Below are 26,554 nucleotides of genomic sequence, written 5' to 3'. Positions count from 1 at the left end.
GTTGCATGAGGATTTTAATTACCGGCGGTACCGGCCTGATTGGCAGCCATCTTGTTCCTCGCCTGCTGGCGCTGGGGCATTCAGTAACGGTGATTACCCGCAGCCCGGAGCGGGCACGCCGCACGCTGGGGGATGGTGTGACCTTCAGCAAAGGACTTGACGATCGCCACGATCTCAACGACATCGACGCGGTAATTAATCTGGCGGGCGAGCCGATTGCCGACAAACGCTGGAGCGAGGCGCAAAAAGTGCGCCTGTGCAACAGCCGCTGGGAGATCACCCAGAAGCTGGTGGATCTGATCAAGGCTAGCGCTACGCCGCCCTCGGTGCTGATCTCCGGATCGGCAACGGGCTACTACGGCGATCTCGGTGAGGTAGTCGTGACCGAAGAGGAGCCGCCGCACAATGAGTTTACCCATAAGCTCTGCGCTCGCTGGGAGCAAATTGCCTGCGGCGCGCTGAGCGACCAGACCCGCGTCTGCCTGCTGCGCACCGGCGTGGTCTTTGCCCCGAAAGGCGGCGTGCTGGCGAAAATGCTGCCGGTGTTCCGCCTCGGCCTCGGTGGCCCGATCGGCAGCGGACGACAGTATCTGGCCTGGATCCATATCGATGATATGGTCAACGGCATTCTCTGGCTACTGGATAACGATCTGCGCGGCCCGTTTAATATGGTCTCCCCCTACCCGGTGCATAACGAACGCTTCGCCCATGCCCTCGGCCATGCCCTGCACCGTCCCGCCTTTATGCGCGCGCCAGCCAGCGCCGTGCGTCTGCTGATGGGTGAGTCGTCGGTGCTGGTGCTCGGCGGCCAGCGTGCGCTGCCCAAGCGTCTGGAGGCCTCCGGGTTTGGTTTTCGCTGGTACGATCTGGATGAAGCCCTTGCAGACGTACTGCGCTGAATCGTTAAAATAAATAGTACCAACTTATCATTCTGGTGATAATGTAATCGACATATTCACCAGAATGATGATTCCAATGCTGACGCTGACCACTCCCCGCCTGAGCCTCTCTCCCTTTCAGGAGTCTGACTGGCCGTTTTTCCTGCGCCTGCGCCGCGATCCGGCCATTATGCGTTTTATGGCGGATATCGCCTCGCAGCAGGATATTCGTCGGGTATTTGATGCGCGTTTGATCGACGCCGGGGCGTTTGTCATTCGCCAGCAGGACACTGGAGCCGCGCTGGGGGATATTGGTCTGAGCCGGTCGGGAGCGAACCCGCAGGAGGCAGACGTCGGCTACAGCATTGCCACCTGGGCTCAGGGTCAGGGTTACGCCAGCGAAGCCCTGCGCGCCCTGTGTCACTACGCGTTTAACGAAGCGGGCGTCACGGCACTCAATGCGTGGGTGCTGGCAGGGAACGTCGGCTCGCAACGCGTGCTGGAGAAGCTAGGGTTTAGCCGGGTGGAGATCCTGCAGAAGGTTTATCGCCTGAACGGCGTGTTTCACGATGACTGGGTTTACCGTCTGACTGACAAGGCGTTCAGCTCAGCCCTCCCCGGTTAAGAAGAGGGCCGGAGCATTACTTCAGCGAGCCTTTAAGGAACTGCTGCAGGCGTGGGCTCTGCGGATTGTCAAACAGCGCCTCCGGCTTGCCCTCCTCCTCAATTTTCCCCTGATGCAGGAAGATCACGTGAGAAGAGACGTGGCGGGCAAAGCCCATCTCATGGGTCACGACCACCATGGTTTTCCCCTCTTCTGCCAGCTTCTGCATGATGCGCAGCACTTCGCCCACCAGCTCAGGATCCAGCGCCGAGGTCGGCTCGTCAAACAGCAGCACCTCAGGCTCCATCGCCAGCGCGCGGGCAATCGAGACGCGCTGCTGCTGACCCCCGGAGAGGTGCACCGGGTATTTCGCCTGGGCACGCTCGTCGATGCCGACCTTCGCCAGATACCTTACCGCCCGCTCCCGCGCCTCCTGCTTGCTTAACCCCAGCACCTGAATCGGCGCTTCCATCACGTTCTCCAGCACCGTCATGTGGCTCCAGAGGTTAAAGTGCTGGAACACCATGGTCAGGCGGGTACGCAGCAGGCGCAGCTGATGCTTATCAGCCACCTTCAGCTGGCCGTCTTTATCCCGCACCAGGGTGATGTTCTGCCCGCTCACCACAATCGTGCCTTCGCTTGGCTTCTCAAGAAAGTTAATGCAGCGCAGGAAGGTACTCTTGCCGGATCCCGACGAGCCGATAATGGTGATCACATCGCCTGCGTTAGCCTGCAGCGATACCCCTTTCAGCACCTCATGTTCGCCGTAGCGCTTGTGCAGATCTGTAACGTTTAATTTATTCTCGGACATCGTATTCTCAGTGCGTCGAAGAAGGTTTCATATGCTTCAGCCAGCGTTTCTCCGCTTTGCGGAACAGGCTAATCAGCGCATAGGAGATGATCAGGTACAACACGGCGGCAATACCAAACGCGGTAAAGGGCTGGTAGGTGGCCGAGTTAATATCACGAGCGATTTTCAGCAGATCCGGGACGGTGGCGGTAAAGGCCAGCGCCGTCGAGTGCAGCATGAGGATCACTTCGTTGCTGTAGGCAGGCAGCGCGATGCGCAGCGCCGACGGCAGAATAATGCAGCGGTACATCTTCACCGACGAGAAGCCGTAGGCCCGCGCCGCCTCGATCTCGCCGTGCGGCACCGAGCGGATCGCGCCGGCAAAAATCTCGGTGGTGTAGGCGCAGGTATTGAGCGTTAACGCCAGCACCGTACAGTTGAGGCCGCTACGGAAAAAGGCGTTCAGCAGCTCCGTGCCCTTTACAATCTCCAGGGTGTACATCCCGGAGTAGAAGACCAGCAGCTGGACGTAGAGCGGCGTGCCGCGAAAAATGTAGGTAAAGAGCCAGATAGGGAAGCAGATAAATTTGTTGCTGGAGACGCGCCCGATGGCGAGAAACAGCGCGAGGATGCCGCCCATCACCACCGACAGGATCAGCAGCCAGAGAGTGATTGCCACGCCGGTAAAGCGGTAGCCGTCGGTCCACAGCAGGGCGCGCCAGTACTCCTGAATAATTTCGATCACAGGTCAGCCCTCTTCACGCCCACGGAGTAGCGGCGTTCGAGCAGAAGCAGCACCCCATTAGAGACGGTGGTAAATACCAGGTAGATAAGTCCGCAGACCACGGCGAAGTAGAACGGCTCCCAGGTGCTTTTCCCGGCGAGCTGGGTAGCTTTGACTACGTCTTCCAGGCCCAGCAGCGATACCAGCGCGGTGGCCTTGAGGATCACCTGCCAGTTGTTACCAATTCCCGGCAGGGCGTAGCGCATCATGGCCGGAAAGAGGATGCGGCGAAAGGTCTGTCCGCTGGTAAAGCCAAAGGCGGTCGCCGCCTCGATATGCCCTTTCGGCACGGCCATAAACGCTCCGCGAAAGGTTTCCGTAAAGTAGGCTCCGTAGATAAAACCGAGGGTGATGATACCGGCGATCATCGGATCGATATCAATCTGCGCCATGCCGACGGCATCGGTGACGCTGTTCAGCGCGATTTGCAGCCCGTAGAAGATGAGCAGCATCAGCACCAGATCGGGCACGCCACGGATAAGCGTGGTGTAGCCTTCAAAAATAGCGGCCAGCAGGCGGCTGTGAGAGAGCTTGGCCCCTGCCCCCGCCAGGCCGATCAGCACGGCCAGCACAACGGAGCTGAGCGCCAGCTCCAGCGTGACAACAGCGCCCTGGAATATAACTTGAGAAAACCCGTACAGCATGCAGCCTGCCCCGTGGTGTGTAGTGTCTGCCGTGTCTTTTCCCCTCCCGCGATGGGAGGGGCCGCACGTTTGTCACAGGTGGGGATTAGCCACCGTAAACATCAAAATCGAAATACTTTTTCGCCAGCTTTTCGTAGGTGCCGTCGGCACGCATATCGGCAAAGGCTTTGTTCAGCGCTTCGCGCAGCGCGTTATCCTCTTTGCGAATGCCCATGCCGGTACCCACGCCAAACAGCTTCTCATCTTTGATCGACGGGCCACCAAATTTGTACTCTTTGCCTGCCTGGGTTTTCAGGAAACCTTCGCTGGCGGCCACTTCATCCTGGAATGCGGCGTCGATACGGCCTGCGGTCAGGTCGGCATAGATAGAGTCCTGGCCCTGATAGGAGACGATCTCAACGCCTTTCGCCGCCCAGTGTTCGTTGCCGTAGGTCTCCTGGGTGGTGCCCTGCAGAACGCCGACGCGTTTGCCTTTCAGGGTCGACAGGTCCGGCTGGATATTAGAGGCTTTGGCCACTACCAGACGTGAATCTGCTGCATAAAGCTTGTCAGTAAACGCGATCTCCTGCTGGCGCTTCTCGGTAATCGAGAGCGACGACATGATGGCATCGATTTTCTTCGCTTTCAGCGAGGGAATTAGCGCATCCAGCGGGTTCTCAATGAAGGTACACTGGGTATTAATGCGTTTACACAGCTCTTTAGCCAGATCGATATCAAAACCCACTAATTCACCCTGCGCATTCTTCGATTCGAACGGCGCATAGGTAGGATCGGTGCCAATACGCAGTTTTTGCGGAACAGCAGCGAAAGCGCTGGACGCGCTGGAAAGAGCAAGTACCAGAGAAAGCGATAATACCAACTTATTCATAAACATCCTCAACTGACGGTCTTTTAACGGGATTTTGCACAGAATACGGTACGGCTATCGTGCCATTATTCGGCCCGGCAAGGCAAAATATTCTGCCCTGCCGGGCGCTTTTTTTTGCAGCGCCACTGCTTAACTATGCTGTTTTAGGTCCCGTTGCCTGACTTAAGTACGTTTACCGCACCGCCGTAAGGCATCAACCGCATCAATGCACCATGCTGGATCACCACCCTGGTGCAAAGGCGTACCGTCACTTAGTCACCGTAAACGTTAAAGTCGAAGTATTTTTTCGCCATTTTGTCATAGGTACCGTCTTTGCGGATTTCCCCCAGCGCTTTGTCGAACGCGGCCTTCAGCTCGGTATCGTCTTTGCGCAGGCCAACCCCGGTACCGTCACCGAAGAAGTTTTTATCTTTTACCGACGGACCGGCGAAGGCGAACTCTTTCCCGGCAGGCTGTTTAAGGAAGCCTTCGCTGGCGGCAACCTCATCCTGCAGGGCGGCGTCCAGACGACCGGCGGCAAGGTCAGAGTAGATCAGATCCTGGTTCTGGTAGGCAACCACATCAATGCCTTTGCTGCGCCAGTTGGCGTTGCCAAAGGCTTCCTGAGTTGAACCCTGTAACACGCCAACGTGCTTGCCCTTCAGCGACTCAATGGTCGGCTGGATCGGCGAGCCTTTGGCGGCAATCAGACGTGAATCGGCAGCGTAGAGCTTATCGGAGAAGGCGATCTCCTGCTGGCGCTTTTCAGTAATAGAGAGAGAAGAGATGATGGCATCAATTTTCTTGGCTTTCAGGGAGGGGATCAGCGCGTCAAAATCGCTGCCCACCCAGGTGCACTTAACCTGAATACGTTTGCACATCTCGTTGCCGAGGTCGATATCAAAGCCGACAAACTCACCCTTCGCGTCTTTAGACGAGAATGGCGCATAGGTCGCGTCCGTACCAATGCGCACGGTCTGAGGAAGCGCAGCGTAAACGCTGGCGGCGCTGGAGAGTCCCAGCAGTAAAGAGAGAGCTACAGCCGTCTTCTTCATACATTACCCTCGAGTTTCTGATTTTATTATCTATTGCGTGTTGTTGTTGTATACGTTGTGTTGTGTTACCCGCTGATGCTTGCACGTCTTATGCCACTTTCTCATGACGAATAATAATCGCCGTCAGAAATGTTAATAAAAGGTTGCAGCATTACCGTTAGGGTGAAAGATAGCAGGTCTGCCAAATGAACCGCAGCGTTACAAACTGAAAACAGCGGTTAAATGTTGAGGATATGATCGCGCTTGCAGATTTGCCCTGAAACAGGGCAATCCAGGTGAGATGCACTATTTTGACGCAGCGGGTCCCTGCCAGCGGGTAAAGAGATCTTCCGGCAGGTCAATGTCGAACTGATCGATAACGCGATTCACCGTCTGGTTGATGATGTCATCGAGGGTCTGTGGGCGATGATAGAAGGCAGGGACCGGGGGCATGATCGCCGCGCCCAGCTCCGCTGCCTGCGTCATCAGCCGCAGATGGCCGAGATGCAGCGGCGTTTCCCGTACGCAGAGCACCAGCGGGCGGCGCTCTTTCAGTACCACGTCCGCCGCACGCGTTAGCAGGCTGTCGGTATAGCTGTGAACGATGCCGGAGAGGGTTTTGATGGAACAGGGAAGGATCACCATACCAGCGGTTTTAAACGAGCCGGAGGAGATGCTGGCGGCGATATCACGCGAGTCATGCACCACGTCGGCGAGCGCCTGCACGTCACGCAGGGAGAGGTCGGTCTCCAGCGCCAGCGTCTGGCGGGCGGCGTTGCTCATGACCAGATGGGTTTCCACTTCAGCCACGTCGCGCAGCACCTGTAGCAGACGCACGCCATAGATGGCCCCGCTGGCACCCGAGATGCCAATAATCAGTCGTTTCATATTCCCGTCCTTTTACTTTCGTGAGAGGACTTTGCCGGATTATAGCGGGCGTTGCAACGTTGAAGCGCCCTGCGAACGCAGGGCGCGCGAGAGTTAACCCTCGTTATGCATCTCTAAGCTTTCGAGATCGTTTTGCATCTGCACGGCTTTGACATCGTCATTGCGCAGAGAGTCGAGATAGTCGAGGTACTGCTGGTTCACGTCTTTGGTCACGTAGATCCCGTTGAACACCGAGCACTCAAACTGCTGGATATCCGGGTTCTCGGCGCGTACCGCGTCGATGAGATCGTTGAGGTCCTGGAAGATCAGGCCGTCAGCGCCGATGATCTGGCGGATCTCGTCCACTTCACGCCCGTGGGCGATCAGCTCGTTCGCGGTTGGCATATCGATGCCGTAGACGTTCGGGAAGCGGATCTCCGGTGCTGCTGAGGCGAGGTAAACTTTCTTCGCCCCGGCTTCGCGTGCCATCTCAATGATCTGCTCCGAGGTGGTGCCGCGCACGATGGAGTCATCCACCAGCAGCACGTTCTTGTCGCGGAACTCGGCGCGGTTAGCGTTCAGCTTACGGCGTACAGATTTACGACGCAGCTGCTGGCCGGGCATGATAAAGGTGCGGCCAACGTAGCGGTTCTTCACAAAGCCCTGACGGTAGGGTTTATCCAGAATGTGGGCAATCTCCAGCGCGATATCGCAGGAGGTCTCCGGGATCGGGATCACCACGTCAATGTCGAGATCTTCCCACTCGCGGGCAATCTTCGCCCCCAGCTTTTTACCCATATTAACGCGGGCGCTGTAGACGGAGATCTTGTCGATAAAGGAGTCCGGACGGGCGAAGTAGACATACTCAAACAGGCACGGGTTGCTGACCGGGTTGTCGGCGCACTGGCGGGTAGAGAGCTGGCCCTTCTCGGTGATGTAGACCGCTTCGCCAGGGGCAACGTCACGCAGGAACTCAAAGCCCAGCGTATCCAGCGCCACGCTCTCGGAGGCCATCATATACTCGGTGCGGCCGTCGCCGATGTCACGCTTGCCCAGCACCAGCGGACGGATGCCGTTGGGATCGCGGAAGCCGACCATGCCGTGACCGATAATCATCGCGATGCAGGCGTACGCGCCGCGGATCTGGCGGTTGGTCGCGGCGATAGCGGCAAAAATGTTATCCGCCTCTAACGGGTAGTGGCGGAAGTTATCCAGCTCGCTGGCGAAAATATTGAGCAGGATTTCAGAGTCGGAGGTGGTGTTGATGTGGCGACGCTTCTCCTGGAACAGCTTCTTACGCAGCTCGTGGGCGTTGGTCAGGTTGCCGTTGTGGGCAAGCGTGATGCCATACGGCGAGTTAACGTAGAAGGGCTGCGCTTCAGACGCGCTGGAGCTACCAGCGGTGGGGTAACGCACATGGCCGATACCCATATTCCCCTGGAGGCGCTGCATGTGGCGGGCTTCAAATACATCGCTAACCATCCCGTTCGCTTTACGTAAACGGAAGCAGTTGTTTTCATCGATAGTGATGATGCCTGCGGCATCTTGACCACGGTGCTGAAGCACCGTTAACGCGTCATAAATCGACTGGTTTACCGGCATAACACCGGCGATACCGACAATACCGCACATACGTCTTTTCCTCGCTAGGCCACATCGCAGGGCTTACGCCCTGGGCAAAAAACTAGACGAGCTTTGCAGATAGTCAAAGAACCACCTGATGATAACACTGAACTGTGGGATCAGCTGCGAACGCTGCCAGTCATCGCTTTTCGAGAACCCGGTAAAGGTATCGAGAAAGAACAGGATTGCGGCAACAATCAGCGCCCCACGTAGCGCACCGAAGCAAATCCCCAACACCCTGTCGGTTCCCGACAGGCCGGTTTTATCGACCAGCGCGCCGAAAATGTAGTTAACAATAGCGCCGACAATCAGCGTTGCGATAAACAGTACTGCGATAGCAATCCCGTTCCGCACCAGTTCGTCTTCAAAGCCCGTGAACCAAACAGACAGGTAAGTGTAGTAATGACTGGCAACAAAGAAAGCACAACCCCATGTCACCAGCGATAACGCTTCACGTACAAAGCCACGGATCAGGCTAACCAGACAGGAAAAACCTATTACCGCGATGATGGCGTAATCAATCCAGACCATATGTGTCCCATGATTTTACGCCCTGTCGTCCAGTTCGGGGCGCATTCTAACAGAAAAAGAAAACGTTTGCGTAGCGATTTCCGTGCCGCGCGAAAATAAAAATGGCGCTGAAAAAATATTCAACGCCATCAGACCTTTTGCCTCTATGGGCCTGCCGGCCGCGCTTTTTTTAACCCGCCAAAGGATCAGTTTGCGCTGTAGTTCATCACCACGCCGCTTAAGCCTGAGAGCTGTTTTAACTCCCCGAGCGATCCTTTTAGCTTGTCTCTGGAGGCGTCCGGGCCGACCAGAATGCGGGTTATTTTACCCTGTACCGGCGTATTTGGAATAGTGTAAACGCGATACCCTGCTCCGCGCAGCTTGCCGACGATCTCGGTGACTTTATCGGCATTTTTTAGCGCCCCAAGCTGGACGACCCAGGCTTTGCCGGTTGGCGCAGGTTTCTCCTCCGCCGCCGGTTTAGGCGGGGCCACCGGCGCGTCGTTCGCGGCCGCTAACTGCTCGCTGGCTCGGTCACGCTGCGGCTGTGGCTGCGGCTTAGGCTGCGCCTTTTCCACCGGCTTCGCTTTCGGCGTCTCTACCGGATACTGCTCTGCCTCCAGCGCGCTGCCTTCTAGCGCCTGGCGAGACGTTTCCAGCGACGGCGCGGCGGCATCCCCCGCCCGCACCTCTTCCGCCGCGCCCTCCGGCGGCTGGGCCGGTAGCGCCTGCGTGGCCGCTGGCATCATGTCCGGCTCGTCGCGATCGCCTGGCTTTGGCACCAGCGGGATCGCCGCAAACTCGTCCTGATAGTGTTTTTTCTGCCCGTCCAGCAGCCCTGGCAGGATAATCACCCCCAGCGCCACCAGCACAATGGTTCCCATTAAACGGTTCTGAAACTTACTTGCCACCTGCTCTCCCCGCGTCCATCGCTTCCATGACATGTGCCACCGTGTGGAATGAACCACACACCAGCACGGTATCTTCAGGTCTGGCATCCGCCATTGCCGCGCGCCACGCCTGCTCGACGTCAGCAAATGCCGCCCCGCCTTTCAGATGGGCCAGCAGCTGCTCTGCTGTTGCACCGCGTGGCCCCTCCAGAGGGGCACAATACCAGCTATCGACGCACTGCTCCAGACAGGCCAGCGTACCGCCGATGTCTTTATCGTGCAGCATCCCGACCACCGCCAGTACCCGCCCGTGAGATGGCAGGGCTGCAAGCCGTCCTGCAAGGTAAGCCGCCGCGTGCGGGTTATGCGCCACGTCGAGGATCACCCTTGGTGACTCGCTCACCGTCTGAAAACGCCCCGGCAGGATCGCGCTGGCAATGCCCTCGCGGATTGCCTGCTCGCTCACCTTTAGCCCACTGGCGCGCAGCGCCGCCAGGGCGGTCGCCGCATTCGGCTGTGGAACGTGGGGCAGCGGCAGCGCGCTCAGCTCGCCCGCCGTATCCTGAAATGTCCAGCTATTATCCGCTACCGCGTAGTGCCAGTCGACCCCGCGACGCAGCAGGTTGGCCCCCTTCTCGCTCGCCACCTCAGCAATGGTATGCGGCATATCGGGTTCACCCACCACAGCCGGTTTGTCGCCGCGGAAGATCCCGGCTTTTTCCCGGCCAATACTTTCGCGATCCGGCCCCAGCCAGTCGGTATGATCGAGGGCGATGCTGGTGACCACTGCCACGTCAGCATCCACCATGTTGGTGGCGTCCAGACGTCCGCCCAGCCCGACTTCAAGAATGACCACGTCCAGCGCGGCCTGCTTAAACAGCCACAGCGCCGAGAGCGTGCCGTACTCAAAGTAGGTAAGTGAGGTTTCGCCGCGGGCGGCCTCAATGGCGGCAAACGAACGAGTATGCTCCAGCTCGGGAAGCTCCCCGCCCTGCACGCGCACGCGCTCGGTATAGCGCACCAGATGGGGCGAGCTGTAGACGCCAACCCGGTAGCCTGCCGCCAGCAAAATCGACTCCAGCGTACGGCAGGTGGTGCCTTTGCCGTTGGTGCCTGCCACGGTAAAGACGAAAGGTGCGGGCTTTAAGACATCCAGCGCCGCGGCCACCCGGCTGACGCGCTCAAGACCCATATCGATGGTTTTACCGTGTAGGTTTTCCAGATAAGAAAGCCACGTGGCCAGGGGCGACGTGGCTTGAGGAGTGCTTTTCATTTCCATAGTGCCCGGGGATTGCTGCCAGTGTGAAAAGAAAAAAGGCAGAGCCGGCTGGCCCTGCCTCCTGATTTATCAGACTCCGCCTTCCTGATCCGGTACCGGCGGTACCACTACGCTTTCACGCGGGGCATCCGGGTTGGGTGCAGGCTGGTTCATCAGCTTCGCCAGAATGCTCGCCAGCTTCAGGCGCAGCTCTGGACGACGCACGATCATATCGATCGCGCCTTTCTCAATCAGAAACTCGCTGCGCTGGAAGCCCGGCGGCAGTTTCTCACGCACGGTCTGCTCGATAACGCGCGGACCGGCAAAGCCGATAAGCGCCTTCGGCTCAGCGATATTGAGATCGCCCAGCATCGCAAAGCTTGCAGAGACGCCGCCCATGGTCGGGTCGGTCAGCACGGAGATATACGGCAGACCGCGCTCCTGCATTTTTGCCAGCGCGGCAGAGGTTTTCGCCATCTGCATCAGGGACATCAGCGCTTCCTGCATACGCGCCCCGCCGGAAGCGGAGAAGCAGATCAGCGGGCAGTTGTCTTCCAGCGCCTGCTCAACGGCACGGACAAAACGTGCGCCCACAACCGAGCCCATGGAGCCGCCCATAAAGGCAAACTCAAAGGCTGCCGCCACAACCGGCATCTCGTGCAGGGTGCCTTTCATCACCACCAGCGCGTCTGTCTCACCGGTCTCTTTCTGAGCCGTGGCCAGACGATCTTTGTACTTCTTAGAGTCGCGGAACTTCAGCACATCTTTCGGCTCAAGCTCGCTACCCAGCTCCACCATGGACCCTTCGTCCAGCAGGCTATGCAGGCGATTACGCGCTGACATACGCATGTGGTGGTCACACTTCGGGCAGACCTCCAGGTTACGCTCCAGTTCGGCACGGTAAAGCACCTGACCGCAGCTGTCACATTTGGTCCACACGCCCTCAGGGATGCTTGCCTTGCGGGTGGGAGTAATATTGCTCTTAATTCGTTCAATCCAGCTCATTGATAACCTTTCTGCATGAACCTGGTAGCCCATAAATGGTGCACATTAAAACATAACAGTCGGCAACTTGGGACAAAAAAGTGGTCGAACCGTTGCCGGGTTCCTATTTTGCCTGTCGTGATGCCGCCCGTCGATGACGAATAATTTCGACTACGCCTGGCAGGATAGAGAGCACGATAATCGCGACGATCATCAGCTTCAAATTCTCCTGCACAACCGGCAGATCGCCAAACAGATAGCCTGCATAGGTAAACAGCAGCACCCACAGCAGCGCGCCGATGACGTTATAAGCCGCAAAATGACGATAGGACATATGCCCCATTCCCGCCACAAAAGGCGCGAAGGTTCTGACGATCGGCACAAATCGCGCCAGAATGATCGTCTTGCCGCCATGCTTGTCGTAGAAGGCATGGGTCTTATCGAGGTAGCTGCGACGGAAGATTTTGGAGTTGGGATTACTGAAGAGCCGATCGCCAAACAGACGGCCAATGGTGTAGTTCACCGCATCGCCGAGGATCGCCGCGACAATCATCAGCATCACCATCATATGCACGTTGAGATCGTTGCTCGGCAGCGCAGAGAGCGCCCCGGCCACGAACAGCAGCGAGTCGCCCGGCAGGAACGGCGTGACCACCAGCCCGGTTTCACAGAATAAAATCAGGAACAGGATGGCGTAGATCCAAATGCCGTATTCGGCCACCAGCTCCGCCAGGTGCACATCAATGTGCAGGATAAAGTCGATCAGAAAGTAGATAAAATCCATGTCATTAGCCTTTGTCTGTCTGCATTTAGTCCGCTAAAAACAGCGGGCCCATAGGCAATACCGGCAGCGCGAACCTGGCGGGATAGTCCACCGCCACCAGGTACAGCCCTTCCGCTTTTGCCGTTGCCGCTGCAAGCCGACGATCCCTGGCCGCCAGCAGCTCTGCTATCCAGCTCTCCGGCTGGTTGTGGCTACCTACTTCCATCAGGCTGCCGACAATGTTCCTGACCATATGATGTACAAAGGCATTGGCTTTGATATCGACCACCACATATGCACCGTAACGGGTTACGTTAATGTGCATCACGTTACGCCACGGCGTGCGCGACTGGCACTGTACCGCCCGGAACGAGGTAAAGTCATTCTCGCCAATCAGACACTGGGCCGCGCGGTGCATCCGCTCTGCGTCCAGCGGCTGATGGTAGTGCGTCACGCCCTGGCCAAGCACCGCCGGACGCAGGCGATGGTTGTAGATGACGTAGCGGTAACGGCGAGCCGTGGCGCTAAATCGGGCATGAAAATCATCGGGCACATCTTTCACCCAGCGCACCGCAATGTCACCAGGTAAATTCGCATTTACGCCCAGCGTCCAGGCAGCGTCTTTACGCAGGGCGGTGGTCTCGAAGTGCACCACCTGCCCCGTGCCGTGCACGCCTGCATCGGTGCGGCCCGCGCAGAAGACCGAGATCGGCTCGTTTGCAACCTGCGAGAGCGCCTTCTCCAGCTTCTCCTGCACGCTGCGAACTTCGTTCTGCCGCTGCCAGCCGTAATATTTGCTGCCGTCGTACTCAATGCCCAGCGCGATCCGATAGACCGGCTTCTCCTGCACTTCTGACATCAGTAGAGATACTCCTGGACCAGCTTCTCAGCGATCTTCACCGCCATCAGCGCGCCGCCGAAGCGCACGTTGTCGGCGACGGACCAGAACTGGATCTGCTCCGGCATGCCGTAGTCGTTACGCACGCAGCCGACGGAGAGCTGAGTATTACCGGAGGCATCTCCCACCTGGGTCGGAAACTCACCCGCTTCGGAGAGGACGATATCTTCGCCATGGGCAAAGGCGTCGCGAGCCTCTTCCGCCGCCAGCGGACGCAGGGCTTCAAAGGTAACCATCTGCGCGTGGCCGTAGAAGACCGGCGACTGGACGCTGCTGACGGAGATCATCAGCCCCTCATCCTGCAGCACCTTGCGCACCTGGTCGACGACGCGGCGCTCGTCAGGGACGCTGCCTTCGCCATCAACGCGCAGCGGCAGCATGTTGAACGCCAGCTGGCGGCCAAAGTAGTCCTCTTCATCCACGGGAATGCCGTTGAGCAGTTTGGCGCTCTGCCCGGCCAGCGCATCCACCGCCGCCTTGCCCTGACCCGAGACCGACAGCAGGTTGGTCACAGCAATGCGTGACAGGCCACCCGCCTCAATCAGCGGCTTCAGCGCGGTCAGCAGCTGGCTGGTGAGGCTGTCGGCGACGGCAATCACGTTGCGGTTGCGGTAGTCGGCCAGCACAAACGGGTTAACGTCCGGCACAACCAGCGGCACGTCCGGCTCCAGCGCAAACAGGCCGCTGGCGTCGATCACCAGGCAGCCGGCGTTGGTCGCCTCTTCAATATAGGTAGCTGAAGCCTCCGCGCCAGCCACGAAAAAGGCCAGCTGCGCCTGCGTCCAGTCAAACTCGGCGGCGTCCTGGACATAGATTGTTTTACCCACGTAGCGCAGATCTTTACCGGCGCTCTCGTGACGGGCCAGCGCATACAGATCGCCCACCGGGAACTGACGCTCAGCAAGCGTTTCGAGCAGGGCTTCGCCGACAGCGCCGGTCGCGCCCAGGATGGCAATGTTCCAGCCTTCTGACATGGTGGTTTACTCCAGACAATAGCAGTACGCTCCCCGCAGCAGGGCGGAGAGCGAAAGAGAATAAGTTTAGTGCGTCGGGTGATAGACGGCGGTAAAACCGAGCTTATGCAGCAGGCTTGCGGCCTCGGCGTCATCACACTGAATATAGAGCGATGACCACTCGCGGCGCTCAAGATAGTTTTTGCGCAGCTTATCAAACTCACCCGGGATGCCCGCCACTTTACGCAGGGGTGCATCATCGCGGCGCACATCATACACCAAATGGGCCACTCTTTTCAGCGTTGGCTGATCGAGGGGGCCATGCAGAGTGATGCGGCCAAATTCCGGCGCGGGCAGCAGGGTATCGAGGGCAACCTGCTGGCGATGGCCGATAAAGGCGCTAAAGGCTTCAAAGACCTGGGTAGTGCCGCGCGCCTTGCCCTCCAGGGTGTAGCCGGCGATGTGCGGCGTCCCGATATCGACACGCTTGAGCAGCTCGACGTTGAGATCCGGCTCCGGCTCCCACACGTCCAGCACCACGCTGAGATCCTGCCCGGCCTCCAGACGCGTGAGCAGTGCGGCGTTGTCCACCACCGCGCCCCGGCAGGCATTGATCAGGATCGCGCCCGGCTTCAGGGCGCTAATCAGCGCGTTGTCAGCAAGGTGCAGCGTTTTATACGGCCCCTCTTTGAACAGCGGCGTGTGGAAGGTGAGAATATCAGCCTCGCGCACCAGCGCCTCCAGCGGGCGGAAATCCCCCGCGTCGCCGCGTTCGGCACGCGGTGGATCGCATAGCAGGGTGCGCACCCCCCACGCCTCCAGCCGCGCCTGTAAACGCGACCCGACGTTGCCGACGCCGACAATGCCCACGGTGCGATCTTTCAGCGTAAATCCGTCGCGTTCGGCCAGCATCAACAGGGCGGAGAAGACATACTCCACAACCGCAATCGCGTTGCAGCCCGGTGCAGCAGAGAAGCCAATCCCCGCCTCGTCCAGCCATGCCTGATCGACATGATCGGTTCCGGCGGTAGCCGTACCGACAAATTTAACGGCGGTCCCGCTGAGCAGTGATGCATTGACCCTGGTGACGGAGCGCACCATTAATGCCTGTGCGTCAGCCAACTCGTCCACGGGGATCGGGCGGCCTGCAACGGGTTTTACCTCGCCCAGACGGCTAAAGAGTTCGCGGGCATAAGGCATATTTTCATCAACGAGGATTTTCACGTTACGGTACCTGTATGAGAACGGGAGATAACGGCGCAAGTGTGCCATAATCTCGCCGCCAGGCATACCGACAATGCCGCAGACCGTTACGCGAGCCGCATACGTAAGAGAGAAGGACAGAGATGATGCAACCCATTCAGGGTGCGCCGGCGCGCCCTCCCGGGCAAGAGCCGACCACCCCCACCACAGCCGCAGGCGACCAGCCCCTCTCCACCCAGCAGCGCACGGTGCTGGAGAGGCTGATTACCCGTCTGGTGGCCCTGACGCAGCAGCAGAGCGCCGAAGTCTGGGCCGGGGTGAAGCACGATCTGGGTTTAAAAAACGACGCTCCCCTGCTCTCCAGGCACTTCCCTGCCGCCGAGCAGAGTCTGACCCAGCGCCTGGAGGGTGCCGTCCAGAATAGTGCTAACCGTCAGGTGCTCTCACAGCTGACGGAGCTGCTGGGCCAGGGCAACAATCGCCAGGCGGTGAGCACGTTTATCCGCCATCAGTTTGGCCAGACGGCGCTTAGCCAACTCTCTCCCGAGCAGCTTAAGACCGTGCTGGTGATGCTGCAGAAAGGCGAGCTGGCGATCCCCCAGCCGCAGCAGCGCCCGGCCACCGATCGCCCGATGCTGCCTGCCGAGCACAACACGCTGAACCAGGCGGTCACCAAGCTGGCTGCCGCCACGGGTGAGTCCAGCAAGCTTATCTGGCAGTCGATGATTGAGCTTTCCGGCGCGAAAACCGGCGAGCCGATCCCAGCCAGGCAGTTTGCCCACCTCCTGACATGGCTGCAGGCGCGCCAGACGTTGAGCACCCAGACGGCGCCGACCCTGCATACGGTGCAGTCGGCCCTGAAGCAGCCGCTGGACGCGCGCGAATGGCAGAGCATGCAGGATTATGCCCAGCAGACGTATCAGGTCACGCCGCAGACGGTGCTGACCACCGCCCAGGTGCAGGATCTGCTCAACCACATCTTCCTGCGCCGCGCCGAGCGCAACGAGGCCCTGCTGGAGCCGCGTAATATTCAGCCGATCTACAATCCGCTGTTCGCACCGGTGATGGAGTCGGTCAAGTCGCTCTCTGCCCGTCCGGGCCTGATTGCCCTCGCGCTGCTGGTGGTGATGGCGGTGATCTGGCTGGTGATTTAACGCGCACCTGACGCAGATAACCGGGATAAGAACGCAATTCTCTATTAGGCTTTTTATCTGACCTGGTTATGAGGAGAGCGCGATGCGCAAAAAAGCATTGATAGTGGGTATCAGCGGCGTGATTGGACGCGCCCTGGCAGAGAAGCTGTTGGAAGAGGGCTGGGAGGTTACCGGCCTGTCACGCGGACGCGGCGACGTGCTCGCGGGCTGTACCAGCCTGACGGCGGATCTGACCGACGCGGCGGCGGTCAACGAGGCGCTGAAGTCGGTCAAACCGGATGCGCTCTTCTTTAGCGTCTGGGCGCGTCAGGAGAGTGAGAAAGAGAATATCCGTGTGAACGGCGCGATGGTGAAAAACGTCATTGAGGCGCTGGGTAACCGTCTGCACGGCGCGCACGTGGCGCTGGTCACCGGGCTTAAGCACTATCTTGGTCCTTTTGAAGCCTACGGCAAAGGTGCCGTACCGGTGACCCCTTTCCGTGAAGAGCAGGGTCGACAGCCGGTGGAGAACTTCTACTATGCCCAGGAGGATGTGCTTTTCGCGGGAGCCGAGAAGTATGGCTATCGCTGGAGCGTGCATCGTCCGCATACCATTGTCGGCTATGCGCTGGGCAATGCCATGAATATGGGCCAGACGCTGGCGGTGTACGCCACCCTGTGCCGGGAAAAAGGCTGGCCCTTTATCTTCCCAGGATCCCCTGAGCAGTGGAACGGCGTGTCGGACGTGACCGATGCTGGCCTGTTGGCCGAGCAGCTGGAATGGGCAGCCACCAGCCCGACGGCAGCCAACCAGGACTTCAACGCCGTTAACGGGGACGTATTCCGCTGGAAGTGGCTGTGGCCGCGCCTCGCTGCGTATTTTGATATTGAGGCCGCGCCCTACCCTGAGAAGATGATGCCCCTGGAGGGTCGAATGCTGGAGGCCGAGGCCGCCTGGCGGACGATTGCCGCGCACCATCAGCTGCGTGAGGCGGATATCAACAAGCTGGTCTCATGGTGGCATACCGATGCCGACCTAGGCCGTCCGATGGAGGCCTTTACCGATATGAGTAAAAGCCGCAAGGCCGGGTTTATCGGCTATCGCAGCACGCTGGACTCTTTTACCGGGCTGTTCGATCGGCTGAAGAGCGAGCGAATTATCCCCTGATGCCGTGCCAGCCAGTCAGCGCCGCCGCTGACTGGCTTTTCCCGCTACAGGTTCTCGCCGTTGCTTCTGATCACCTCTTTATACCAGTCGAACGATTTTTTCTTGCTGCGCGCCAGCGTGCCTTTACCTTCATTGTCCTTGTCGACATAGATAAAGCCGTAGCGTTTTTTCATCTCGCCGGTTCCCGCCGAGACCAGGTCGATGCAGCCCCAAGGGGTGTAGCCCATCAGATCGACACCGTCTTCCTCTACCGCCTTCTTCATTTCGCGAATATGGTCGCCCAGGTAGGCGATGCGGTAGCTGTCGTCCACCGTGCCGTCCGCCTCCAGCTTGTCGATAGCGCCAAAGCCGTTTTCGACAATAAACAGCGGCAGCTGATAGAGATCGTAGAAGTAGTTCAACGAGTAGCGTAACCCCACCGGATCGATCTGCCACCCCCAGTCGGAGGCTTTTACCCACGGGTTAGTGACCAGGCTTTTGGTTTCGTCATAGTCAAGGCGAGGATTATCCTCGGTGGCTTTGGTGGCAAACGACATGTAGTAGCTAAAGCCAATGTAGTCGACGCAGCCGCGCTGCAGGATGCGCAGATCCTCATCGGTCATATCGAGGTTGAACGCTTTCCGCGCAAAGTAGTTCAGAGTGTGTTTCGGGTAGTAGCCCCGAACGTGCACGTCGGCAAACCAGTAGCGGCGATGCATGGCGTTGACCGACATCATCATGTCGTTGGGATCGCAGGTGAGCGGATAGACCGGACACATGGCGATCATGCAGCCAATCTGGAACTCCGGGTTAATCGCGTGCCCGGCCTCCACCGCCAGCGCGCTGGCCACCAGCTCGTAGTGCGCGGCCTGATACATAATCCGCTCGCGATCCTCACCCGGCTTATAGTGCAGCCCGGAGTTGGTGAACGGCGCGAAATCCTCGTTGAAGTTGGCCTGGTTGTTGATCTCGTTAAAGGTCATCCAGTACTTCACTTTCTTCTGGTAACGGGTAAAGACGGCTTTGGCAAAGCGAACGAAGAACTCAATTGTCTGCCGGTTGCGCCAGCCGCCATATTCGGTGACCAGGTAATAGGGCATCTCAAAGTGTGAAAGGGTGATCACCGGCTCGATGTTGTACTTCAGGCACTCGTCGAAGAGATCGTCATAGAACTGCAGCCCGGCTTCGTTCGGCTCCAGCTCATCGCCGCGAGGGAAGATGCGTGTCCAGGCGATAGAGGTACGGAAGCATTTAAAGCCCATCTCCGCAAACAGCTTAATGTCCTGCGGGTAGCGATGGTAAAAGTCGATGCCTTCATGGTTGGGATAGTATTTCCCCTCGATGACGCCTTCGGTAATTTCTCGCGGTACGCCATGCCGCCCGGCGGTCATTACGTCGGCAACGCTAACGCCTTTGCCTCCCTCCTGCCAGCCGCCCTCCAGCTGATGCGCGGCCACCGCCCCGCCCCAAAGAAAATCTGCTTTAAATCCAGGCATCTGTACCCCCTCTTCGTTGGAATCTACTGGAGGATAGCAACCGATGCGGCAGATTGCCGGACGCATGTCACATAATTGCCGCTGGCTTTGGCCATCGCTTGAGCATAAAAAAAGGAGCCAGAAGGCTCCCTTTTATGTTGCCGGAAGGCAATTATTTGTTCAGCTTGCGCATCACCAGCGTGGCGTTGGTGCCGCCAAAGCCGAAGCTGTTGGACATCACAGTGTTCAGCTCACGCTCGGTCGTCTCGGTGACGATATTCAGGCCTTCTGCTTTCTCGTCCATCTCATCGATATTGATGCTTGGGGCGATAAAGCCGTGTTCCAGCATCAGCAGAGAGTAGATGGCTTCCTGCACGCCCGCCGCGCCCAGCGAATGGCCGGTCATGGCTTTGGTAGCAGAGATAGCCGGGCTGTTGTTGCCGAAGACTTCACGGATCGCACCCAGCTCTTTCACGTCGCCTACCGGAGTAGAGGTGCCGTGGGAGTTCAGGTAGTCGATCGGCGTGTCCAGGCCGTGCATCGCCATCTGCATACAGCGCACCGCGCCTTCGCCGGATGGAGCAACCATGTCAGCACCGTCGGAGGTGGCGCCGTAGCCCACGATCTCCGCATAGATGTGCGCGCCGCGTGCCAGAGCGTGCTCCAGCTCTTCCACCACCACCATACCGCCGCCGCCTGCAATAACGAAACCGTCACGGTTAGCGTCGTAGGTACGAGAGGCTTTCGCCGGATCGTCGTTGTACTTAGTAGAGAGCGCGCCCATCGCGTCGAACTCACAGGCCATTTCCCAGCCCAGCTCTTCGCCGCCGCCAGCAAAAACGATGTCCTGTTTGCCCAGCTGGATCTGCTCAACCGCGTTACCGATGCAGTGTGCGGAGGTCGCACAGGCGGAGCTGATAGAGTAGTTGACGCCGTGGATTTTGAACGGCGTGGCGAGACAGGCGGAAACCGCTGAACCCATCGCTTTGGTCACGACATAGGGGCCAACCGCTTTCAGGCCGCGCGGGCTGCGCATGGCGTCCGCACCAAAGACCTGTGCTTTGGACGAGCCGCCGGAGCCAGCGATCAGGCCCACGCGTGGATTATTCTGGTAAACCTCTTCGCTCAGGCCAGCATCAGCGATGGCCTCCTGCATAGAGAGGAAGGCGTAGATGGCGGCATCGTTCATGAAACGGACCACTTTGCGGTCAATCATGCCCGTGGTGTCCAGTTTTACATTACCCCATACGTGGCTGCGCATACCAGAATCGTGAAATTCCTGGGAGAAAGTGATCCCTGAGCGCCCTTCACGCAGAGATGCGAGGACTTCCTGCTGGTTATTACCGATGCTGGAAACGATGCCCAAGCCAGTAATCACTGCACGTTTCATTCAATACCTCTGTCATTCGCACTATTATAAGATTCGATTCGCAAGATAGCGTACAGTTGTACGCCGAACAAGTCCGATCAGCCAATTTCTGGAGAAATTTGCGCCAGCGGGCCGACATCGTTAAGATCGTGCCACTGCCTGCCACGCGAGTAACTTACGTGAAACAAACCGCTATACAATCTGCCAACCTCGAATTCAACGCTGAGGGTACACCTGTTTCCCGAGATTTCGACGACGTCTATTTCTCTAATGATAATGGACTTGAGGAGACACGCCATGTTTTCCTCGATGGCAACCAGCTCGCCACCCGTTTTCCCGTGCATCCGCGCCCGCTGTTTATCGTTGCCGAAAGCGGCTTCGGCACCGGGCTAAACTTTCTTACGCTGTGGCAGGCGTTTGATGCGTTTCTGCTCGCACACCCGCAGGCTACGCTGCAAAGATTACACTTCATCAGTTTTGAAAAATTTCCGCTAAAGGCCACGGATTTAGCCCAGGCGCACCGACACTGGCCCGAGCTGGCCCCCTGGGCGGAGCAGCTTCAGGCGCAGTGGCCTGCCGCCCTGCCGGGCTGCCATCGTCTGCTGCTGGCAGGCGGACGCGTTACGCTCGATCTCTGGTTTGGCGATATTAATACACTAACCGATGCGCTGGATGATTCCCTCAACCAGAAGGTTGATGCCTGGTTTCTTGACGGCTTTGCCCCGGCGAAAAACCCGGAGATGTGGACGCCGTCGCTGTTTAGTGCCATGGCCCGTCTGGCGCGTCCCGGTGGCACGCTCGCAACCTTTACCTCCGCCGGTTTTGTCCGCCGGGGATTACAGGAGGCGGGCTTCACCATGCAAAAAAGAAAAGGATTTGGCCGCAAGCGCGAGATGCTAACCGGTGAGATGCAGCAAACGCTGACCCCCGTATCGCGCACGCCATGGTTTGCCCGCACGCCAGCAGCGGGTCAGGAGGCAGCGATTGTCGGCGGTGGCATTGCCAGCGCTCTGCTCTCACTCTCTCTGCTGCGCCGGGGCTGGCAGGTGACGCTCTACTGCGCCGACGAGACGCCCGCTCAGGGAGCGTCCGGCAATCGCCAGGGAGCGCTCTATCCCCTGCTGAGCGCCCACGATCCGGCTCTGGCGCGCTTCTTCCCGGCCGCCTTTACCTTTGCCCGCAGGCTGTACGATACCCTGCCGGTTGAGTTCGACCGCGACTGGTGCGGCGTCACTCAGCTTGGCTGGGATGAAAAGAGTCAGCAGAAGATTGCCCAGATGCTTAGTCTGGCCCTCCCTGCCGAGGTGGCCGTGGCGGTAGATGCCGAAGCGGTGAAGGCGACCACCGGGGTCGATACCGGCTGCGGCGGCATTCAGTACCCGGCAGGCGGCTGGCTCTGCCCGGCCCAGCTTACCGCCGCCGCGCTGGCGCTGGCAGTTTCTCAGGGCCTGCGCGTACAGTATCAATCCGAGGTTAACGCCCTCACCGCCACGGAGACGGGCTGGCAGCTGACGTTTACTCAAGGCGAAAGCGCCTGCCATCAGACGGTGGTGCTGGCGAACGGTCACCGCGTCAATCAGTTTACCCAGACGGAAAACCTGCCGGTCTACGCCGTCGGTGGCCAGGTGAGCCACATCCCTGCCCGCCCTGGAGTGTCGGCGCTGCGTCAGGTGCTGTGCTATGACGGCTACCTGACGCCGCAGAATCCCGCTAACGGCGAGCACTGCATCGGCGCGAGCTACCATCGCGGTCAACAGGAGGCGAGCTACAGCGAAGAGGATCAGCAGCACAATCGCCAGCGGTTAATCGACTGCTTCCCCGAGGCGGAGTGGGCAAAAGAGGTAGACGTCAGCGGCAAGTCCGCCCGCTGCGGCGTGCGCTGCGCCACACGCGACCATCTGCCTATGGTGGGTAACGTTGCCGATTATGCAGCTACCGTGGAGAACTATGCGGAGCTGGCTGAGCAGCAGGAGCACGCCGTTTCGGCCCCAGTGCATGCAGGGCTGTATATGCTTGGCGCGCTGGGTTCACGCGGGCTATGCAGCGCTCCGCTGGCGGCAGAGATCCTGGCGGCGCAGATGAGCGACGAGCCGATCCCGCTGGAGGCGGAGACCCTGGCGGCGCTGAATCCAAATCGTCTGTGGGTAAGAAAACTGCTGAAGGGTAAGGCAGTGAAACGCGCTGAGTTGTAACGAGGGTTCGCCGGGCGGCACTGCGTTTGCCCGGCCTACAGGCCCGTAGGCCCGTAGGCCCGGTAAGCATCGCGCCACCGGGCAAAATTGCACCTTAAGCCAGCGCCTGCTGGTAGAGTCTCTCCCACATCTCCAGCACCAGCACCTGATCGCGCGGAGAGAGCTCGCCGCCCTGAATCGCCTGCTCAAGGCTGGAGGTCACCTGGGCGTACACCGCCTCCGGGGAGTGATCGTCACCGTTTTCCAGCACGGCGACGGCCAGCGTCAGGTGGCCGCTCAGGTAACCGCTGGCGAAAAGCTCATCGTCACTGGCGTGCTCAACCATGTCATCAATTAACGCCAGAATGCGTGATTCAAATTCCGCGATCATCTTCTTTCCTCTTTAAAAACCGTGGCGCTAGTTCAGATCGTTCGGCCACGGAAACTGGTCTGCCGTTAAAGACGGCGTGTGATAATAATCCTGTAATGCCTTGATAAAGCGGGCCGGACGCTCGGGGATCCCCTGCTCCAGCCAGGTCATCACCTGGGCATGCACCCGGCGCTGAAAGGCAATGCGATCCGGCTCGACGTCGCCTTCAAGGTTGTCGCAGCTGACGTTAAACGGGAAGCCCGCCGCCACGCAGAAGAGCCACTCAAAGGACTGAGGTTTCACCTCGACGTCCTCAAACTGTCCCTGGGTAGCGGCATCGCGACCGTCCGGGCAGTACCAGTAGCCAAAATCGACCAGCTCCCGGCGTGCCTTGCCGGCGACGCACCAGTGTGAAATCTCATGCAGCGCGCTGGCGTAAAAGCCGTGGGCAAAAACGATCCGGTGATAGTCGACCTCGTCGTCAGCCGGAAGGTAAATAGGCTCGTCGTCGCCCTTCACCAGGCGCGTATTAAAATCATCGGCAAAGCAGCCGTTGAAGATCTCAATCAGCTGCTCGTAGCGGTGTGTCGTACTGCTCATGCGTGTATCCCCACCCAGTGGAGGATCTCCTGTCCGTGGCTATCAAAAAGAAGTTTGGCGCTCATCACCGCCGAGACGATAACAATCATCGGGCGGATCAGCTTTTGCCCTTTGCTCAGCACCAGGCGCGAGCCGAAGCGCGCACCGATAAACTGCCCGGCAAGCATCACAAATCCGGTGGCCCACACCACCTTGCCGCCGATGATAAACAGCAGCAGGCCGCCAATATTGGAGGTGGCGTTGAGTAGCTTGGCGTGGGCGGTGGATTTCGCCAGATTGAAGCCGCAAAGCGTCACGAAGGCCAGGGCGTAAAACGATCCGGCGGCTGGGCCAAAGAAGCCGTCGTAGAAGCCTACGCAGCCGCCAGCCACCAGCGCAAATGGCAGGCCGTAGAGGCGGCGCTGCCGATCCTCTTCCCCGAGCTTCGGCATCAATAAGAAGTAGAGCCCGATACAGATGATCAGTACCGGCAGGATCTGGCGCAGCACGTCGGACTGGACGTGCTGTACCAGCAGCGCCCCCGCCATGGAGCCGATAAAGGTCATCAGAATATTCAGCTTCTGATCGCCCAGGCTCACAACTCCACGGCGCAAAAAGTAGAGAGAGGATGAGATGGAGCCGCCGCAGGCCTGCAGCTTGTTAGTCGCCAGCGCCTGGGCGGGGGTCATGCCCGCCGCCAGCAGCGCCGGGATGGTCAGCAGCCCACCGCCCCCCGCCAGAGAGTCAATAAACCCGGCCAGAATGGCCACAAAAAAAAGCACTGCCAGCAGCAGCGGAGAGACCAAAAAGAGATCGCTAAAATTTTCCATTAAAGTACATGCTCGTCCAGTAGCGCCTGGCAGGAAGGCGGCAACGGCGGCGGTGTCTTCTTCTCAGGCTTCGTTGAGGCAGGTTTAGGCGGTTCAAACCAGCTTTGCAGCTCTGCACCACAGCCGTCTCCCGGCGGCGGCAGAGGTTGATCGACGCACTCCAGGCTATCTGCCGGGCAGCGCAAACGCACGTGCATATGCGCCCGATGCTGGAACCACGGACGCACCTTGCGCAGCCAGTCGCGATCGGTTCCCGCGTCTTCGCACAGCCGCTGCTTAATGGCCGGATTAACAAAGATGCGCGTCACGTCGTTATCTTCCGCGGCCAGCTTAATCAGATGGTTGATTTCCGGCTGCCACAGGGAGGAGACGACGTGCTTGCCGTCCTGAGAGACCAGATCCAGCGCCTGGGGCTTCAGCAGCTGCGCCGCGGTCCAGCGCGTTTTTGGCAGCTGTAAGAAGATATCGACGTCCAGCCCGGTCTGATGGCTGGCGTGGCCGCCGTTGAAGCGCCCCCCAGCGGGCATGCCCATATCCCCTATCAGCACCGTTCCGAGGTTGAGATTGTGCACCCGTCCGCTGAGGCGTTGAATAAACTGCACCAGGTCGGGGTGGCCAAAGTAGCGACGCTGATCGGTGCGCATCACCTGATAGGCGTCAGACTGGATCGGCAGCGCGCTGGCGCCAACGATACAGCCATTAGAGAAGGCCCCTATCGACTGCACGCTACCGGCAATCGGCTGGGAGATTTTTTGCCACGGCGTCGCCGCAAGCGTGGTATGGCTGGCGAGCACCGCCAGCAGCGCAATAAGCGTTTTTTTCATCGTTTACCAGCGTGGGAGGGTTGTCGTCACGTCCGCGTTTTGCGCCCGCTGGCGCATAAAGTGATCCATCAGAACAATTGCCAGCATCGCTTCGGCGATGGGGACGGCACGGATACCTACGCAAGGGTCATGACGGCCTTTGGTGATCATCTCCACCTCTTCCCCGGTGCGGTTGATGGTTTTTCCCGGCACGGTAATGCTGGAAGTCGGCTTCAGGGCGATATTGGCGACAATCTGCTGGCCGCTGCTGATACCGCCGAGAATGCCGCCCGCGTGGTTGCTGGTAAAGCCCGCGTGGGTGATCTCGTCCCGGTTTTCGCTGCCGCGCAGGGCTACCGACGCAAAGCCTTCGCCAATCTCCACGCCTTTCACCGCGTTGATGCTCATCAGCGCGTGGGCAATATCGGCATCGAGACGGTCAAACACCGGCTCGCCCAGCCCCGGCGGCACGCCGTCGGCGACCACGGTGATCTTCGCCCCAATAGAGTCGCCCTCTTTTTTCAGGGCGCGCATCAGCTCATCAAGCGCTGCAATCTTGTCTGGATCCGGGCAGAAGAACGGGTTCTGCTCAACCTGGTCCCAGGCTTTGATCTCCAGCGGGATATCCCCCATCTGGGTCATGCAGCCGCGAACGGTGATGCCCAATTTCTCTGCGAGGAATTTTTTAGCGATCGCCCCTGCCGCCACGCGCATGGCGGTTTCACGCGCCGACGAACGGCCGCCGCCCCGGTAGTCGCGCAGGCCATATTTCTGCTCGTAGGTGTAGTCAGCGTGGCCTGGACGGAAAACATCTTTGATGGCGCCGTAGTCCTGCGAGCGCTGGTCAGTATTCTCAATCAGCAGGCCGATGCTGGTACCGGTGGTGACGCCCTCAAAAACGCCGGAGAGGATCTTCACCTGATCCGGCTCGCGGCGCTGGGTGGTATAGCGTGAGGTGCCCGGACGGCGGCGATCCAGATCGTGCTGCAGATCGGCTTCGCTCAGGGCGATCCCGGGTGGTACGCCGTCGACAATGCAGCCGAGCGCCAGGCCATGCGACTCCCCGAAGGTGGTCACGCGAAAGAGTTGTCCAATACTGTTTCCTGCCATCACGGCTCCACTGTCGTTATGTAACTATGTATTATGG

27 protein-coding genes are annotated in these 26,554 nt (G+C 59.1%); 5 read left to right on the top strand and 22 right to left on the bottom strand.

What is annotated here, in order from left to right:
• Positions 1–5 precede the first annotated feature (5 nt).
• Positions 6–899 carry a TIGR01777 family oxidoreductase gene (locus tag WFN61_RS10620; protein WP_257758172.1) on the top strand — a complete coding sequence of 298 codons (894 nt, stop codon included), beginning with the start codon at positions 6–8 and terminating at the stop codon, positions 897–899.
• A 76-nt stretch (positions 900–975) separates the two neighbouring features.
• Positions 976–1,503, top strand: coding sequence for a GNAT family N-acetyltransferase (locus WFN61_RS10615; protein ID WP_312282726.1), 528 nt, complete (start codon positions 976–978; stop codon positions 1,501–1,503).
• A 16-nt stretch (positions 1,504–1,519) separates the two neighbouring features.
• On the opposite strand, the gene hisP is transcribed toward WFN61_RS10615, so the two are convergent.
• From hisP to pdxB, 15 genes are all read right to left on the bottom strand, one after another.
• Entirely contained in the window at positions 1,520–2,293 is a 774-nt protein-coding gene (gene hisP, locus WFN61_RS10610; RefSeq protein ID WP_144816936.1) for a histidine ABC transporter ATP-binding protein HisP, read from the bottom strand.
• A gap of 7 nt (positions 2,294–2,300) precedes the next feature.
• Positions 2,301–3,017: an ABC transporter permease gene (locus WFN61_RS10605; protein ID WP_144816934.1), complete on the bottom strand. Its 717-nt coding sequence runs from the start codon at positions 3,015–3,017 to the stop codon at positions 2,301–2,303.
• Positions 3,014–3,700 carry a histidine ABC transporter permease HisQ gene (locus WFN61_RS10600; RefSeq protein WP_144816932.1) on the bottom strand — a complete coding sequence of 229 codons (687 nt, stop codon included), beginning with the start codon at positions 3,698–3,700 and terminating at the stop codon, positions 3,014–3,016. The genes WFN61_RS10605 and WFN61_RS10600 overlap by 4 nt, the downstream gene beginning before the upstream one ends.
• 85 nt (positions 3,701–3,785) lie before the next feature.
• Positions 3,786–4,568, bottom strand: coding sequence for a histidine ABC transporter substrate-binding protein HisJ (hisJ, locus tag WFN61_RS10595; RefSeq protein WP_312282727.1), 783 nt, complete (start codon positions 4,566–4,568; stop codon positions 3,786–3,788).
• Between the two features lie 251 nt (positions 4,569–4,819).
• Positions 4,820–5,602, bottom strand: coding sequence for a lysine/arginine/ornithine ABC transporter substrate-binding protein ArgT (argT, locus tag WFN61_RS10590; RefSeq protein WP_144816928.1), 783 nt, complete (start codon positions 5,600–5,602; stop codon positions 4,820–4,822).
• Positions 5,603–5,887: 285 nt separating this feature from the next.
• Positions 5,888–6,469 carry a UbiX family flavin prenyltransferase gene (locus tag WFN61_RS10585; protein ID WP_144816925.1) on the bottom strand — a complete coding sequence of 194 codons (582 nt, stop codon included), beginning with the start codon at positions 6,467–6,469 and terminating at the stop codon, positions 5,888–5,890.
• Between the two features lie 93 nt (positions 6,470–6,562).
• Positions 6,563–8,080, bottom strand: coding sequence for an amidophosphoribosyltransferase (purF, locus tag WFN61_RS10580; protein ID WP_042389531.1), 1,518 nt, complete (start codon positions 8,078–8,080; stop codon positions 6,563–6,565).
• A 33-nt stretch (positions 8,081–8,113) separates the two neighbouring features.
• The gene (gene cvpA / locus WFN61_RS10575) at positions 8,114–8,602 is read right to left on the bottom strand and encodes a colicin V production protein (RefSeq protein ID WP_144816923.1); all 489 of its coding nucleotides are present in this window, start codon (positions 8,600–8,602) and stop codon (positions 8,114–8,116) included.
• A gap of 185 nt (positions 8,603–8,787) precedes the next feature.
• On the bottom strand, positions 8,788–9,492 hold the full coding sequence (dedD, locus tag WFN61_RS10570) for a cell division protein DedD (protein WP_144816920.1): 705 nt from the start codon (positions 9,490–9,492) through the stop codon (positions 8,788–8,790).
• Positions 9,482–10,750 carry a bifunctional tetrahydrofolate synthase/dihydrofolate synthase gene (gene folC / locus WFN61_RS10565; protein WP_312175060.1) on the bottom strand — a complete coding sequence of 423 codons (1,269 nt, stop codon included), beginning with the start codon at positions 10,748–10,750 and terminating at the stop codon, positions 9,482–9,484. Before folC ends, dedD begins: the two co-directional genes overlap by 11 nt.
• Before the next feature lie 69 nt (positions 10,751–10,819).
• On the bottom strand, positions 10,820–11,734 hold the full coding sequence (gene accD / locus WFN61_RS10560) for an acetyl-CoA carboxylase, carboxyltransferase subunit beta (RefSeq protein ID WP_144816916.1): 915 nt from the start codon (positions 11,732–11,734) through the stop codon (positions 10,820–10,822).
• A 103-nt stretch (positions 11,735–11,837) separates the two neighbouring features.
• Positions 11,838–12,497 carry a DedA family protein gene (locus WFN61_RS10555; protein ID WP_312282728.1) on the bottom strand — a complete coding sequence of 220 codons (660 nt, stop codon included), beginning with the start codon at positions 12,495–12,497 and terminating at the stop codon, positions 11,838–11,840.
• Between the two features lie 25 nt (positions 12,498–12,522).
• Entirely contained in the window at positions 12,523–13,335 is an 813-nt protein-coding gene (gene truA / locus WFN61_RS10550) for a tRNA pseudouridine(38-40) synthase TruA (protein WP_144816911.1), read from the bottom strand.
• A complete protein-coding gene (locus tag WFN61_RS10545; protein ID WP_144816908.1) occupies positions 13,335–14,348 on the bottom strand; it encodes an aspartate-semialdehyde dehydrogenase in 1,014 nt (337 codons plus the stop codon). Before WFN61_RS10545 ends, truA begins: the two co-directional genes overlap by 1 nt.
• A 66-nt stretch (positions 14,349–14,414) precedes the next feature.
• Positions 14,415–15,551, bottom strand: a complete 1,137-nt coding sequence (pdxB, locus tag WFN61_RS10540) for a 4-phosphoerythronate dehydrogenase PdxB (protein WP_312282729.1) — start codon at positions 15,549–15,551, stop codon at positions 14,415–14,417.
• 125 nt (positions 15,552–15,676) lie between these two features.
• On the opposite strand from pdxB, the gene flk reads away from it, so the two are divergent.
• Together flk and WFN61_RS10530 are read left to right on the top strand one after the other, a co-directional pair.
• The gene (gene flk, locus WFN61_RS10535; protein WP_144817399.1) at positions 15,677–16,684 is read left to right on the top strand and encodes a flagella biosynthesis regulator Flk; all 1,008 of its coding nucleotides are present in this window, start codon (positions 15,677–15,679) and stop codon (positions 16,682–16,684) included.
• 82 nt (positions 16,685–16,766) lie between these two features.
• A complete protein-coding gene (locus WFN61_RS10530; RefSeq protein WP_312282730.1) occupies positions 16,767–17,831 on the top strand; it encodes an SDR family oxidoreductase in 1,065 nt (354 codons plus the stop codon).
• Positions 17,832–17,875: 44 nt separating this feature from the next.
• On the opposite strand, the gene WFN61_RS10525 is transcribed toward WFN61_RS10530, so the two are convergent.
• Positions 17,876–19,306 carry a 6-phospho-beta-glucosidase gene (locus WFN61_RS10525; protein WP_257758176.1) on the bottom strand — a complete coding sequence of 477 codons (1,431 nt, stop codon included), beginning with the start codon at positions 19,304–19,306 and terminating at the stop codon, positions 17,876–17,878.
• A 151-nt stretch (positions 19,307–19,457) separates the two neighbouring features.
• Entirely contained in the window at positions 19,458–20,675 is a 1,218-nt protein-coding gene (fabB, locus tag WFN61_RS10520; protein ID WP_144816900.1) for a beta-ketoacyl-ACP synthase I, read from the bottom strand.
• Positions 20,676–20,833: 158 nt separating this feature from the next.
• Here fabB and mnmC point away from each other — a divergent pair, with 158 nt between their 5' ends.
• Positions 20,834–22,846, top strand: a complete 2,013-nt coding sequence (gene mnmC / locus WFN61_RS10515) for a bifunctional tRNA (5-methylaminomethyl-2-thiouridine)(34)-methyltransferase MnmD/FAD-dependent 5-carboxymethylaminomethyl-2-thiouridine(34) oxidoreductase MnmC (protein WP_312282731.1) — start codon at positions 20,834–20,836, stop codon at positions 22,844–22,846.
• Positions 22,847–22,940: 94 nt separating this feature from the next.
• Here mnmC and WFN61_RS10510 read toward each other — a convergent pair whose 3' ends face one another.
• The 5 genes from WFN61_RS10510 to aroC are packed head-to-tail and all read right to left on the bottom strand — an operon-like array spanning position 22,941 to position 26,517.
• The gene (locus WFN61_RS10510) at positions 22,941–23,216 is read right to left on the bottom strand and encodes a YfcL family protein (RefSeq protein WP_144816896.1); all 276 of its coding nucleotides are present in this window, start codon (positions 23,214–23,216) and stop codon (positions 22,941–22,943) included.
• A 27-nt stretch (positions 23,217–23,243) separates the two neighbouring features.
• The gene (locus WFN61_RS10505) at positions 23,244–23,795 is read right to left on the bottom strand and encodes an elongation factor P hydroxylase (protein WP_103818966.1); all 552 of its coding nucleotides are present in this window, start codon (positions 23,793–23,795) and stop codon (positions 23,244–23,246) included.
• The gene (locus tag WFN61_RS10500; protein ID WP_144816894.1) at positions 23,792–24,604 is read right to left on the bottom strand and encodes a sulfite exporter TauE/SafE family protein; all 813 of its coding nucleotides are present in this window, start codon (positions 24,602–24,604) and stop codon (positions 23,792–23,794) included. The genes WFN61_RS10505 and WFN61_RS10500 overlap by 4 nt, the downstream gene beginning before the upstream one ends.
• Positions 24,604–25,428 carry a penicillin-insensitive murein endopeptidase gene (mepA, locus tag WFN61_RS10495; protein WP_257758179.1) on the bottom strand — a complete coding sequence of 275 codons (825 nt, stop codon included), beginning with the start codon at positions 25,426–25,428 and terminating at the stop codon, positions 24,604–24,606. Before mepA ends, WFN61_RS10500 begins: the two co-directional genes overlap by 1 nt.
• Before the next feature lie 3 nt (positions 25,429–25,431).
• Positions 25,432–26,517: a chorismate synthase gene (aroC, locus tag WFN61_RS10490; RefSeq protein WP_144816889.1), complete on the bottom strand. Its 1,086-nt coding sequence runs from the start codon at positions 26,515–26,517 to the stop codon at positions 25,432–25,434.
• Positions 26,518–26,554 lie beyond the last annotated feature (37 nt).

It is taken from the genome of Pseudescherichia sp. AS216 (genome assembly GCF_037152055.1).
Taxonomy (GTDB): Bacteria; Pseudomonadota; Gammaproteobacteria; order Enterobacterales; family Enterobacteriaceae; genus Pseudescherichia.
Note: the sequence above shows the minus strand (reverse complement) of the source record. Positions and strands in the feature narration are given on the sequence as shown.